The 12,576-nt window shown below is 43.1% G+C and carries 15 protein-coding genes and 1 pseudogene; 5 read left to right on the plus strand and 11 right to left on the minus strand.

Annotated elements, in window-relative coordinates; genetic code table 11:
* Window positions 1-350: 350 nt before the first annotated feature.
* The 10 genes from FKP33_RS19110 to FKP33_RS19160 form a co-directional block, all read right to left on the minus strand.
* Window positions 351-2,279 (minus strand): copper resistance CopC/CopD family protein, encoded by a 1,929-nt coding sequence (locus FKP33_RS19110; RefSeq protein ID WP_174351127.1) that lies wholly within the window; start codon window positions 2,277-2,279, stop codon window positions 351-353.
* A 322-nt stretch (window positions 2,280-2,601) separates the two neighbouring features.
* Entirely contained in the window at window positions 2,602-3,159 is a 558-nt protein-coding gene (locus tag FKP33_RS19115; RefSeq protein WP_196427005.1) for a DUF6803 family protein, read from the minus strand.
* Between the two features lie 70 nt (window positions 3,160-3,229).
* Complete coding sequence (locus tag FKP33_RS19120) at window positions 3,230-3,742, minus strand: DUF6803 family protein (protein WP_141336096.1); 513 nt, start codon at window positions 3,740-3,742, stop codon at window positions 3,230-3,232.
* Window positions 3,743-4,051: 309 nt separating this feature from the next.
* Entirely contained in the window at window positions 4,052-4,324 is a 273-nt protein-coding gene (locus FKP33_RS19125) for a DUF2933 domain-containing protein (RefSeq protein WP_141336097.1), read from the minus strand.
* A 165-nt stretch (window positions 4,325-4,489) separates the two neighbouring features.
* Window positions 4,490-4,762: a hypothetical protein gene (locus tag FKP33_RS19130; protein ID WP_141336098.1), complete on the minus strand. Its 273-nt coding sequence runs from the start codon at window positions 4,760-4,762 to the stop codon at window positions 4,490-4,492.
* Window positions 4,763-4,857: 95 nt separating this feature from the next.
* A complete protein-coding gene (locus tag FKP33_RS19135; protein ID WP_230876382.1) occupies window positions 4,858-5,037 on the minus strand; it encodes an SHOCT domain-containing protein in 180 nt (59 codons plus the stop codon).
* A 55-nt stretch (window positions 5,038-5,092) separates the two neighbouring features.
* On the minus strand, window positions 5,093-6,295 hold the full coding sequence (locus FKP33_RS19140; RefSeq protein ID WP_141336100.1) for a F510_1955 family glycosylhydrolase: 1,203 nt from the start codon (window positions 6,293-6,295) through the stop codon (window positions 5,093-5,095).
* A 202-nt stretch (window positions 6,296-6,497) separates the two neighbouring features.
* On the minus strand, window positions 6,498-7,901 hold the full coding sequence (locus tag FKP33_RS19150; protein WP_141336102.1) for a sensor histidine kinase: 1,404 nt from the start codon (window positions 7,899-7,901) through the stop codon (window positions 6,498-6,500).
* Window positions 7,898-8,605: a response regulator transcription factor gene (locus FKP33_RS19155; protein ID WP_174351125.1), complete on the minus strand. Its 708-nt coding sequence runs from the start codon at window positions 8,603-8,605 to the stop codon at window positions 7,898-7,900. The genes FKP33_RS19150 and FKP33_RS19155 overlap by 4 nt, the downstream gene beginning before the upstream one ends.
* A 196-nt stretch (window positions 8,606-8,801) precedes the next feature.
* Window positions 8,802-9,371 (minus strand): urease accessory protein UreH domain-containing protein, encoded by a 570-nt coding sequence (locus FKP33_RS19160; RefSeq protein WP_196427004.1) that lies wholly within the window; start codon window positions 9,369-9,371, stop codon window positions 8,802-8,804.
* 256 nt (window positions 9,372-9,627) lie between these two features.
* On the opposite strand from FKP33_RS19160, the pseudogene FKP33_RS29495 reads away from it, so the two are divergent.
* Window positions 9,628-10,025, plus strand: a pseudogene (locus FKP33_RS29495) (ATP-binding protein); the annotation flags it as partial.
* Window positions 10,026-10,389: 364 nt separating this feature from the next.
* Here FKP33_RS29495 and FKP33_RS19170 read toward each other — a convergent pair.
* Window positions 10,390-10,779 (minus strand): helix-turn-helix domain-containing protein, encoded by a 390-nt coding sequence (locus tag FKP33_RS19170; protein WP_141336104.1) that lies wholly within the window; start codon window positions 10,777-10,779, stop codon window positions 10,390-10,392.
* Window positions 10,780-10,950: 171 nt separating this feature from the next.
* Here FKP33_RS19170 and FKP33_RS19175 point away from each other — a divergent pair, with 171 nt between their 5' ends.
* The 4 genes from FKP33_RS19175 to tnpA all read left to right on the plus strand — a co-directional run.
* Window positions 10,951-11,379 carry a hypothetical protein gene (locus FKP33_RS19175; RefSeq protein WP_141336105.1) on the plus strand — a complete coding sequence of 143 codons (429 nt, stop codon included), beginning with the start codon at window positions 10,951-10,953 and terminating at the stop codon, window positions 11,377-11,379.
* A 1-nt stretch (window position 11,380) separates the two neighbouring features.
* Window positions 11,381-11,875 (plus strand): hypothetical protein, encoded by a 495-nt coding sequence (locus FKP33_RS19180; RefSeq protein ID WP_181410216.1) that lies wholly within the window; start codon window positions 11,381-11,383, stop codon window positions 11,873-11,875.
* Entirely contained in the window at window positions 11,859-12,056 is a 198-nt protein-coding gene (locus FKP33_RS19185; RefSeq protein ID WP_141336107.1) for a hypothetical protein, read from the plus strand. The genes FKP33_RS19180 and FKP33_RS19185 overlap by 17 nt, the downstream gene beginning before the upstream one ends.
* A 262-nt stretch (window positions 12,057-12,318) precedes the next feature.
* Window positions 12,319-12,576: IS66 family insertion sequence element accessory protein TnpA (gene tnpA / locus FKP33_RS19190; RefSeq protein WP_141336108.1), on the plus strand; the 258-nt coding region annotated here is incomplete at its 3' end.

The raw sequence follows: 12,576 nt of genomic DNA on the forward strand, positions 1-12,576 counted from the left end.
TTAAATCCGAAAAGATCGCGCACAATGACCTCAGAATACTGCAATTTATACAACATGAACTCGAGTAATAGAGCAGCTGCGTCATACCCTATTAAACGGGTGCAAGAGCTTTTGGTAGCGTGTCGGTTAGGCACTTCTTAATGATGAATCGGAACTTCTTTCAAAGTATAGATCGCTTTGGCTGGGCGCGTGTTCCAAAAGGGCATCCGTTTCAGGAGTCCTTTTTTCAATCGGAGAATGGGCATGAATAAGCGAAAAGGAGACGTTTGATCACAAATAACAACTCCAAACTAACATAGTATGGCCCTAATGTTACTGAAAATCTTTTATGTGGTCATATGATCGATCCACTATTCATACATCCGCATTTCGCCGGGTACGACAACGCGGAAGGGAAAAACGACCTTGCTGCCATCCGCTTTCCAGGCTTCCACTTCCATATCAATCGTGCCTGCAGCGTGCAGATAGTTTCCAGTCAATTTATACATGCCGTCGCCGAGATCAAACGCCGTATTTTCCTTTGTCCAATCCGGAGGCATAAATAATTTCACTTTCACTTGCTTTAAAGCAGGTTTGTCATCAAAACGCAGAAAAATATCATTCGTTGCCAGGCTGAGCGGAGAGATATCGACACTCACTTTCAAATCTTGCTGTACGCTACTGCTTGGGAAAATTCCCTGACTTGCCGCGCTTGGCGAGGATTCAATGAGTACGGTAGCTGCGAAAATAATAAGCATTGCATATAGGAGTTCGATTACTCCCCTGCGCACCAAAGCCTTCATTGCTTTTTCGGACATTCGTTGCAACCCGCGGCGCTGCCAATACGCGAGTGCGACAATGGCTAACACCAGTAGGACCTTGATTAATATGGCTTTGCCCCAATCGCTAACCATCAGGCTGCTCACCGTAAAAGATGGGACGTATTGAAGCGTCATGCCAATGCCCGTCAAAATGAGTAAAATAATAGCCCAAAACGCCCATTTGGCATATTTGCTGCCGGCCTGCTGCAGCCAGGAAAATGAATTATCTTTTGGAATCATCACTAAAAGGGCCAATAATCCACCCATCCAGACCGAGATGGCAAGCAAGTGGACCATATCCATACCCACAGCGAAGTATCCCCCATAACGCGGGTAGGTGGAATGGCCGGTTGAAAATGGCCAGAGTAAAACCGCAGCCACCAAGCCTACAAGCTGTAGTTTATTGCGCAGCAGGAAGGTGCTGATCGACAAGAGGATGATTTGCACAATAGGAATCCAGACAAACTGTAACGACATAAACTCGGACAGCGGTATTTTGCCAAGTTCCAAGCGCCTTACGATAATCAGTAAGAGCAGCCCCAACACACTGGAGCCGTATAACAACCAAGAAACCTTTGTCCATGGCCTGTAATTCCCCATTTTTCCTGCAATGATCACCTGAAACCAAGTGCCGCCAACGAGTGTCAATAATCCAAGAAATGTGAGTTCATGCGCTGCATGCTTAACACCTAATGGATTTTTGAAGGTTGGAGGTAACGTGATGTCCTGGTTCGACACGAGGGAAGTCACTTCACCTACGGAAAAATAAAATACCCCCAAGAATTCACGTTGGTTCGTTGTGCCATCGGGATTGAGCGGAGCTGCATACCAGGTCACTTGATATGTACCCGGAGACGGTGACGTCTCCAAAGGAATAATGATATGCCGGGGGTCTGCGGAATCCGCGCACGGTTCCTTGGTGACAACATTCGTATCCTTACCAAAAATCCCAAACGCACTGACCTTGGCCGGGTGCGAAAACCAAAGATCCATTTGTGCAGGCGCGACAGTAGCTATTTCCCCGTCCATCGGGTTCGATTTAACTAAACGAAACTCATCTTCGGTTTGGGTGGTCGCCTCTGACTCTGTGACCAAAAATTTGAACTGATCGCTAATGACGAAACCATCCAAAGCAATCAGATTGTATTGTACCGTATAAGCGCCCGCTGGAAGATTCTCCTGGACAAATAAGATAATATGCCGCGGATCTTCAGTATCGGTAAATGGTTTCCCCCGTTGCAGTTCATTTCCCTTTTCATCAACCACTTGGATGGATTCGGAGTGGACGATGACGGGATCTTCAAACCAAAGTTCTACCTTTGCAGGAGACTTATCTACGATGGCGCCAGCCGCAGGAAATGTTTTCTCCAAAGTGGAATGTGCTTGCGTCGTTGCAGGAAAGAAATAAGCAAAACAAAAAACGACAACGGATACGATTACTAGCCATTTCCATTGCCATGGCATCGAGTTTAGAATCATGTTTGACACCCCTCTATTTATATGAAGCCCACCTGCAATGTTCCAAAAGAGCTCAAAGATCATTCCCGATTTTAGCGCAAAGATGTGATGAAACTGTGTGGAAAATAAGACTCCTTTGCGTCCATTTGAAGTGAGCAGCCTTACAAACAGCGAACGGAGTAAATACGGAGACGTGGCAACCCTTGAAAATTCAGTAAAGCTGAACAGTAGTACTGAACAATAATAGATGGGGTCCGGCCCAATACATGCTGAAAGCGCCCCGAATCGGGACGCTTATAGCGGTCGTTTCAATTACAGCCATCAATTTCTCGAGTGAATTGATTTATTTTTGCATATCCATGTTCATGTCCATCTGTTGATCCATCTTCATATCCATTTTCATATCCATCTGCGTGTTCATCTTATCGCTCCCCGTTGAGTTACTGAACATACTTGGCTTAAGCGCTCCGAAAGGCATTGCGATCAGACAGAAGACAACGATAGCCGCGCTAATAAGCCCAAAACGAATTTTTATCCGTTTTTCCTCTGTTTTCTGTTTAAAAATGAGTCCTAGTTCCATAAGTGCAAGAGGGAGAAGGAATACCGGAGTAATGATATAAAACCCTACCGCGACGACATCCACCCACGTCAACCATCCACCTGTTTGGCTAAGTGGAATGACTAACGTATTCAAGAGATAAATCGAAATGCCCGTAAAATAGAAACCAATAAAGATAGAAGAAAGTTTATTGATCCGCACTAAGGTACCGCTGGTTTGACGCTTAAAAACAATAAAAAATTCCATAATGGTAATGGCTTCAATCATCAGGATGGGAATGGCGAGAAAGATAATGAGATTCCATGGCTGGTTTGCCATGATCAGTGACATATAATTCGTCATATGAACAGTTTCTCCTTTGTTGAAATTTCACATTTACTTTTAGCGTAACATTGATGATTGAACCTGTAGCTTACATTTCCATGTCCATTTTCATATCCATGTTATCGTTCATCGGCATCGGATTCATGACACCAGGATCAACCATTCCTAGAACCATAGCGACATGGCCGATAATAAGGAAACCGCTGACCAGCATAAAATGAACTTTCAGCTTTTGATCCGCTGATTTCTTCTTATAAATCAATCCTAATTCCAACAAGGCCAGCGGAAGCGTGAACAACATTCCTGTCACATTGATAATGACCGCAGCTGCATCCACCCAACCTAGCCAACCGCCGGTAAGGGTAACCGGAATGACTGCATTGAACATGAGATAAATTGAAATGCCAGTGAAATAAAATCCGAAGAAGATACTGCAAAACTTATTAATTAACTTTACAGTACCGCTAGTTTTACGATTAAAAATAAGGTGAAACTCGGTAACAGCGATCGTTTCAATCATGAGCATCGGAATGGCCATAAAAATAATGAGATTCCAAGGATGATTTGCACCAAGTAGTTGCATAAAATGACTCATTTGCATAAAAGTTACCCCTTCTGTTTTGAATGATTAGTTTTACATATACGTGGTACGATTTCTGTGAATCGAAACATATGAAGTAGCATTCCCCCTGACTATCCCCTCCCTAATGTTGATTGCTGTCTCCATAACCTTGCGACCACCGCTTGATGATCAATAACAATGACTATAAAAAAAGGTTTTGTTCAAAACGTGGGGAATCTGTGTTGAAATGATGAAGTTCCACCAATTGAATCGAAATCCCGTAGCCCCTGCAACAAAAAAGCGACGAGGCTAGACCCCATCGCTGTTATTAAGCATCCTAAAAAATGATTAGGATATTTCCCATTTTGACAATCTTTCATCGGCGAGCTGGACCACGTTGTTTGACTGCTTGGCCTTCAAATCCTCAATTTCCTTCATCTGTTTATGGTTTTGTTCCATGAGATCCGCCATCTTAATTTGCAGTTGCTGAGACTCTTGTTGAGAAACAGAGGTGTTTACCGCACCCGTTTTCTTATTTTTATTTCCACCGAACATGCCCTTCATACAAAAGAGCATCATCAAAGGGCATGCTAAAAAAGCAAGCAACTGTAACCAATTCATCGATCTTCCTCCCTCGCTTTTCAGATAATCCCAATATAACTGAAACGCCAGTATCCGGAAATGCCGGGATCTACTGGCGTTATATATTTTCATTCTTGCAGTAACGCGGCTTTTGTTACCGCATATTCCTCGACGCTTATTCTGCCCTCAATGTGCACTTTGTGTTCAATCTCTCTTCTTATCATCGTAAGAATCCATAAACGTGCTGCATGCGCTTATCATTTCCTGTCCTTCGGGGGAGTTCATGGCACTCATCATCTTCCGCATGTTTTCGTTCCCCATCATCTGCGTCATGCCCGACATGCTGTTTTCGTTCATCATGTTGCTCATATTGCCGTTGGCGATGTTATTGTCATTTGCGGCAAACACCCCTTGCCCCACAACCAAAACCGCTGCAAGAGCAAACGAAACCATCAACAACGTTTTTTTGTTCTTCATGCTAATTCTCCTCCTCCATATTTTGTTCTTACAAGGATAGTCTAATTCATAGATGTGTTGAAAACGTGATGATTCTATGAGGGGGCAATGAAGTTTTATTTGCCGGTTAATGCCGCCTTTTTCCGTTCAAATTCGTCTTGGTCCATTTCTCCCCGGGCAAACCGTTCTTTCAAAATGTTCAGTGCCGGATCTTCTTTTTTCTGAAACGTTTTAGACACCAGCAGCAATACGGCATAAATGACCATCCCAATGATCAGAATCCAGAACACCATCATAAAGAGGCTCCAACCCGGTCCCATCATCCGCCATCATGTGCACCACTCCCTTTCCTCATTTTTGTGTGGATGTGCCCTTTCCCTGATCGACAATTTTCGTCCAACGCTTGCCACCGTCTGATGAGGTATATCCATCTTTATTGAACGTCATGACGGCGAGCTCTTGTTCATTCACCGGATTTTGTGCGATGAAGGCGATGGCATCTTCGGTTATAGCTGGGATATTGATATTCCCGGTTTGTTTCGCATCGATGTCCATACGGATTAATGTTGCCGATTTATTGTCTATCCCACCTACAAACAAGCTGCCCTGTGCATTAAAGAACAAAGCAGTAATTTGCCCGGTAGGTCCGATTTGTTCAAAATGCTGTCCGTAATCTCTCGACACAAATACACCTTTTTCCGTGCCCACGGCCACCACCGCCTCATTGGTCGGGTGTACCGCAAGCGCCACGGGCTGTCCTTCCATGCCCTTCATTGCCGTTTTCGTCCAGCTTTTTGCTTCATCGGTTGAATAGTGGAGCCCGGTCGTTTTCATTTTGGCATTCGGTTCAGGATTGAAAACATAGATGGTGTGAGATTTGTAGCCGACACTCATGCCATGAAAGTCAATGTCGCCATAAAGGGCAAGCGCTTCAAAACTCTTTCCTTCATCTGTGCTTTTAACAATGCCGAAAGGATTTTTTTTGTTCGAACCTGGTGCTGGATGCCCACTGCTGTAGAACCCGTCATCCACCATGGAAAAACCCATGTAATCATGCTTTTCACCGGCTGGAAGTAGCCATTGATCCTTTTCGTAAACACGAAGACCGTCATGAACGGCAAAGAAAAGCTTGTTCCCGTCAGGAGAGTAGCTCATCCCATGCGCATGCTCCATCGTGACCTCTTTCAACTGCTGGGCTTCTGTTTCTGCAGTGGTTTTGGACCCTCCGCTTAGAACGGCGAACCCGCTGATGAGTACAGCCACGAATGCGCCAATCGCCGTCCATTTGAATACCTTAGCCGCTTTGGCGAGCTGCTTCCGTTTTGCCCGGTCTGCTTCATTTTTTGCATTGTTTAGCTGCTTCACCTTTTTGCTGATAAGAATAAAGCTGAGTAGAAGGATGAGGAATAAAATTACGATGCCAAAGAAAACATAATTCCCAAGCAGGCTTTCCCTTTGATGTTCCTCTTCCGTTCCATGTGCAAAAATTTGAGCCGGAAAGACAGTCATTGCCGCGAACATGAGCGGATAAATTTTGCTCATTACTTTTTTCATTTCGGATCCCCTTTTTTTCTCTTGAATATGAGATACAATAATCCCGCGATTAGAGCCGGAATGCCGATCCACATACATATACGCAATAAGTTGTATAGATACGGATTCACTGTAGCAGGATTCATCATGGACGTCGCCGACATTGTTAAACAAGATACACCGATCACCACAAGGGATATGGCAATGACCCACTCGATCCATTTCACTGGCTATCCCCTCCAATCGGAAGTGTAATTTCGAAACGAGTGCCTTTTCCTAACACGCTGGATACTTGAATCGTTCCGCCCTGCATGTCCACCAGCTGCTTGACGATAGCAAGTCCTAACCCGGTACCTCCATGTTCTCGGGAACGCGATTTTTCCACCCGATAAAAGCGCTCAAAAATAGAAGGCAATTCCTCTGGGGGAATGCCGATCCCGCTGTCTTCCACGATCGTAACCACATGGCTAGGCTCTTGCCTGAGCTGCACCTGAATCGTGCCCGTTTCCGTATAACGGATCGCATTGTCTAGCAAATTCATAAACACCTGCCCCATTCGTAGGCCATCGGCGTACACCAGCGGTAGCCGATCCGGTTGTTCCACGCGAATATCCAGTCCCTTACTTTTTGCTTTTGGCTTCACTTTTTGAATGACATGATCCATGACTTCGGTCAAATCGATCCATTCCATGTGAAGGATGATCTTGCCTTCCTCCATCTTCGATAATTCAAATAAATCATGAATCATATGCGTTAACCGAATCGACTCTTGATGGATAATGTCCAAATATTTCTGTTTCTCTTCCTCCGTCTCGTACAACCCGTCTCGTAACACCTTTGCATAGCCTTCCAAATACGTCATGGGGGTCCGAAGTTCGTGGGAAATATTCGCAAAAAATTCCCTTCGCGTATCACGGTACCGCTGCAGATCAACCGCCAAATCATTGATGGCTTTGGCCAAAGAGCCGATTTCATCGTTCGAAGGGATCTGAACCCGGGTGTTCAGGTCCCCTTGGGCAATCCGACGCGTCGCCGTCTCCATGCGAACCAACGGGTCCGAAAGTTTACGGGAAAGGACGAAGGTAAAGCCGAGCGCGAGGAAAAAAGCCCCTATACCTGATAGAATCAGTGATTGCCTTACTTTTTGCAGGGATTGATCAATTCCATTAACAGAGGACAGCACATAGACTGCGCCGTAAAAGTGTTGTCCAACAATGATCGGTTGGCCGGAGGCAAGGAAACGTTCGCCTGATCCAGGGTCGACCATTTCCATTTCAAGTGCCCTTCCTCTTATCAATTCCTGCATTTCTTCTTCCGGAATGGGTGAGCTCTGCGGTTTCCAAGCAACGCCGGAATTTGCCATAACTTTTCCTTCCGCATCGACGACCATCATTTTCACATCCGAAAATGACGACATCATTTCGATCATATTAACGGTCATGGTGCTCCGACTGGTGGCGACCTCATTCGCATACCGCGCAGCCAATCGCTCGATATGCTGCTGCACCTGATTGTAATAAAAACCTGAAAAAATTTGATTAATCACATAGCCCAATGGAAGGAGGACGACCAGAAACAGCAAAATCATCGTGGAGCCCAGTTTGATGACGATCCGGTTCACATTCATTTGGAATCCTCGACCGGATGGAATTTATACCCCACGCCCCATACGGTTTGAATCGGCACATAAGACAGTCCTGTAGCGCGTAACTTTTCCCGTATATTTTTCACGTGAGTATCCACGGTGCGCGTATCCCCGAAATAATCGCTGCCCCAAACCTGGTCTAAACAGATTTCCCGCGTGAACGCCCGGTTCGGATTCTGTGCCAGAAAACGCAGCAGGTCAAATTCTTTGGGGGTAAGCTCAATCATCTGATCCTTGACCATCACTTGTCTAGCATCGGGATCGATTTGCAAGTCCTGATAAACGATGGCTGCAGGACGAATTTCGGTGGCATCGGCCATACTGCTACGCCGCAGCAAGGCAAATGCGCGCGCGATCAATTCTTCCGGTTCAAACGGCTTCACCAAATAATCGTCGGCCCCCATATTAAGTCCCTGTACCTTGTCTTTCGTTTCAGTACGGGCCGTCAGCATTAAAATAGGGGTTTGGCTCGTTTTACGAATTCGTTTGCACACTTCCCACCCGTCCATACCGGACATCATGATGTCCAGCAAAATTAAATCGAATGGTTGTTGTTCAATTAACGCAAGTGCTTCATGGCCGTTACTGGCTTCTGAAACTTGAAAACCACTCTTGGTTAGGTAAATGCGTAAAAGGTTTCGCATATTCCATTCATCATCAACGACTAGCGCATGTATTTTTGGCATTGGCATTCCCTCGATCCCTAATTTACTTCAAAATATGTTGAAAATATGAAGGTCTTATCAAATCTTGATTAGAGCCCCCAATACGTAATCGTATCACTGATACCCAGTAGAATTAAAAATGCCCCGGATACTTTATAAACAATACGTCCCCATTGTCTGGCTTTTTTTAAGATCGTCCGATCCAAACCAAACCCGATCACAATCGCGAAAAATAAATACCATAAGTCGACTGCACAGCCAGCGGCATCACCATGCCGAAAAACAGCAGAACCATCGTCGGACAGAATCCTAGTGAAAATGCCACCCCAAGCAAAAACGCACCGCTTTTCCTTCCAGCTCGTTCGCCCATATTTTTCACAGCGTCAGAAATTTTAAACCCGAAACCGCCGCGCAACTTTATGATTCCCAGAAAAAACAACCCCATAAAAATTAGCAAAGGGCCGACCAACTTGCGGGCATAAACAAAAACGGGAATCGAATCAATGGAGATGCTATTGCCAAATAGCCAAAACATCATCCCAAAAAGGGAAAAAACCATGATCTTCCCTAGCAAATAAAGAAGAAATTCGAGACCGGCCAACTTTTCTTGCATGTATTTATTGCCGAAATAAGTAATACTGCCTAGGTTTGCGGTCAATTGACAAGGCGCAACGGAGCCGGCAAATCCGAAAAATAATGCTGCCAAGAAGGCAATATTAGAAGTACGGGCAGTATGGGCAAAAGGAGCACTTAACCAAGAACTGATTTCGCTAAAAAAACTGTACATAGGACCTCATGATCTTCGAGTGTTTTGATCTAAATAAAATTATATAAGAAAAATGTGATCGTTTTGTGTGTATGAGTAAAACTGACGCGAATATAGATTAACTCGTGTAATCGATTTAAAAGCTAACTTGTGCATATAGGGAGTGTAAATTATTTTGTGTAAATGGGTTTTACCAAAACCACAGTAGCACAGGAAGGCTTTACATGGAGGGGCGGGCATGATAGGCTAAATTGCCATGGCGATACGAGTTTACGAGGTATCGCAAACCCATCTTGCGATCGGGCTGGGCGTTGAAGCCCTAAAGAAAGGACATAAGGTTAGTTTTATCACAATGGACGGTCTGATCCATCTGCTGAAGACAGAGGCGATCTCAAGAGCCTCCCAGTACAAAATGAGACATATCTACCGCTCAGATCTTGTAATCATAGACGAACTCATGTTTTTGGCGATGGATCGGCACGAAGCCAACCTGTTCTTCCAATCAACAAACTATATAATTAAACACCCATCATTCTGACCTCGAACAAAGGACCCGAAGACTGGGGAGACCTTCTCGGCGACCCGGCAATTACGACAGCTATTCTGGATCGCATACTACATAAAAGTGAGATCATTCAGTTGCAAGGGGTTAGTTATCGGCTTAATCATCGGTAAACTATCTTCAGCTAAAAAGTGTTCAATCTGATTTATCGAAAAGTGTTCAAAGGGATTTGACGGTTACAATTTGTATCCAAGGTCATTATGAGGCCGTTGGTAAGAGACTAGAGGGGCTTTGGATTAGGATTGTTTGGCTGCGTCTTGGCAGATATGGACCAGCAGCAAGGGACAATATGTTAACCCTTGTCTCTTGCTTACTACTTTGAGTGTCGTTCCAATAAAAGTGTATATTATGGTTTACCATTTCGCATGACTATTCACTGAATGTAGAAATCGCAACACTTTGCACAACCGTTTGAAATGAACAAACCGCTAGACATGCACAGAAAGCGATACGCAAAAAATATTCTGAATGCGTAACTTATTTTATACTGCTTTCTCTAATACGATCAAATGTTTCCATTGTTTCTTTAGTTATTTTTAGTACCCAATTGATTTCCTCCTCACTCCTACTGGCTAGGTATGATTGTATTTGTTTAATTGTCTGAAACTTATCTCCACTAACAGGCTCAATATTCTGGTACTGAAACAGTTGTGTTGGATGAATCTCCAAAGCATTTGTAAGCCGATTCAAAGTGGCTAGGGAAGTGTTCCTTTTCCCGTTTTCTATCCCTGTTATGTAAGACGTTTTTATACCAGCTTTTTCAGCTAATTGTTCTTGAGTTAAGTTATTCATTTTTCGAATATAACGTATTTGTTGACCAACAGCAAATAATAAATCATTATCATCTTTGTTATAAGCTTTTGTCATTTAATAAACACCTCATAAACAAAGATAGAAGAGAGTTTGCAACATTTTAATCCCCATATATATATATTTTATTTACATTTATAATGTTTATGGGTTATTATTACTGTATTAATAACTCTCAATTAACTATATTTCCCAAACTTTACATTACAAATAAATGAGGTGTGTTAATTGATCCATTCTAAGATTATCAGGATTGCCAAAGTTGTCTTGGAAGATACACAGGGTGAAATGTTTTGGTTTAATTACGAAGGGCTCTACATGCTGACTGATAAACAATACGTAAAACTACGCGATAAAGAAGTAACCTACCTATTTCTTATTATCAATAATCAAGATCATCAATTATTGCGTGCTGTCTATGAGGAAGATGTTATAGTTGAATTAAAGGAACGGCATCCTCTACATTTGAATAAAATCTCCTTGTTTCCAAAAGAAGATTCCGTTTATAAGATGACAGCATATTACTATGATCTGATTAAATCGGATGAACGTTTTCAAACAAGCTTTCGTATTGCAGCAGATGACAAGCCACTAGATGTAATGTTTCATTTTTTAAAAACTGGGTACGACAACGTGCACTTCTTAGAAGAGAATTAACATGGTTGCAGAATATAATCACATGCTTCGAATTCCCAGTGTAATATTCATACCCTCTTATTTCATAGTGCATCCTTTACCGAAAGAATCTCGAAAGCTCTGTTCAATGATTTATTTACAGCAAATGCTGAAGTGGCAGCAGTTTGACTTAAATAGCAAACTTATTGAGGAAAAGGCACCTGCTTTCCTGAAATATGGCACCTTTTTATTTCCTGGAAGGTTAGTTCTCGAAGTTTTTGCCCAAAGACTTAATTGGGAGCAATTCCTTATGCTTCTCGGAATATACTGGATGGCGGATCAGCAAAATGAGCATATGTTCTCCATTGATTATCCCATAATCATTTCTTTGATGGAGAAGGAATTGGGACCCTGTAAGAAATTGATTAAAGAATTAAATCATTTAGGTTACTTTCAGCTAGAATGTAAACAAAAGGAGCATTTAATACGACTTCCACACTTGGTAGAGGAGTTTTTGGATTATGAACCAACAATTTAATATATTGCACCAGATGTTGATCAATCATGAAAATTCCATACAAATTATTTTGACTGTCCTCTTTTTCGGTTTTTCTGTTGGATTCATGATGGCCTTTGAATGGCTGAAAGCATTGGAAAGCGGGGTTCTAGGTATGTTGGTATTCGGTACGTTTCAATTGGGTTTAAAATTAGAAAAATAAACTAACCTAATCTTAGAACTATGGGAACAAAAGTGGATAATATCAATCGGTTAGATAAGTTTTCGCCAACTGCAAAAAGCATATACCTTTTCGGCGGAGAGGTTACAGATGAAACATCTTGGAGGGAAGGTACACGTTTTGAGTGTAAGCGTCTAATAAGTTAGTGTATAGAAACCTCCCTCAGTCTTTGAGACAATTCCCTTAATTGGAGTTTGTAGAGTTTTTCGACTTCGTTCGAAAAACTCCAAAGGGAGGTTTAGAGTTGAATACCAGGGAAGTTACTAACCAGTATCGATTAAACAAATGGACTGAGATTGTCCGAGAATGTCGCAGTAGTGGACAAACGATCTCTGCGTGGTGTGCTGATCATGACATTAATCCTAAAACTTATTATTATTGGTTGAGGCGCGTGCGCGCTGCCGCATGCGAAGCCCTCCCGTCACTTTATTCTCAAAACAACCCCATTGCCAATCCAATCGTACCCGTAAACATTCCAGTCTCTACAGTTGGTACTGATTTC

Origin of the sequence: Paenibacillus sp. tmac-D7 (assembly GCF_006519665.1) — a bacterium.
Classification (GTDB): domain Bacteria; phylum Bacillota; class Bacilli; order Paenibacillales; family NBRC-103111; genus Paenibacillus_G; species Paenibacillus_G validus.

Bases quoted from the DNA above. Each gene is read 5' to 3' on its own strand.
- FKP33_RS19155 (WP_174351125.1), bottom strand. From the start codon at position 8,605: ATGCCAAAAATACATGCGCTAGTCGTTGATGATGAATGGAATATGCGA.
- FKP33_RS19170 (WP_141336104.1), bottom strand. From the start codon at position 10,779: ATGACAAAAGCTTATAACAAAGATGATAATGATTTATTATTTGCTGTT.
- FKP33_RS19185 (WP_141336107.1), top strand. From the start codon at position 11,859: ATGAACCAACAATTTAATATATTGCACCAGATGTTGATCAATCATGAA.
- FKP33_RS19160 (WP_196427004.1), bottom strand. From the start codon at position 9,371: ATGTACAGTTTTTTTAGCGAAATCAGTTCTTGGTTAAGTGCTCCTTTT.
- FKP33_RS19180 (WP_181410216.1), top strand. From the start codon at position 11,381: ATGGTTGCAGAATATAATCACATGCTTCGAATTCCCAGTGTAATATTC.
- FKP33_RS19130 (WP_141336098.1), bottom strand. From the start codon at position 4,762: ATGAAGAACAAAAAAACGTTGTTGATGGTTTCGTTTGCTCTTGCAGCG.
- FKP33_RS19115 (WP_196427005.1), bottom strand. From the start codon at position 3,159: ATGACGAATTATATGTCACTGATCATGGCAAACCAGCCATGGAATCTC.
- FKP33_RS19120 (WP_141336096.1), bottom strand. From the start codon at position 3,742: ATGCAAATGAGTCATTTTATGCAACTACTTGGTGCAAATCATCCTTGG.
- FKP33_RS19125 (WP_141336097.1), bottom strand. From the start codon at position 4,324: ATGAATTGGTTACAGTTGCTTGCTTTTTTAGCATGCCCTTTGATGATG.
- FKP33_RS19110 (WP_174351127.1), bottom strand. From the start codon at position 2,279: ATGATTCTAAACTCGATGCCATGGCAATGGAAATGGCTAGTAATCGTA.
- FKP33_RS19150 (WP_141336102.1), bottom strand. From the start codon at position 7,901: ATGAATGTGAACCGGATCGTCATCAAACTGGGCTCCACGATGATTTTG.
- FKP33_RS19140 (WP_141336100.1), bottom strand. From the start codon at position 6,295: ATGAAAAAAGTAATGAGCAAAATTTATCCGCTCATGTTCGCGGCAATG.
- FKP33_RS19135 (WP_230876382.1), bottom strand. From the start codon at position 5,037: ATGATGGTGTTCTGGATTCTGATCATTGGGATGGTCATTTATGCCGTA.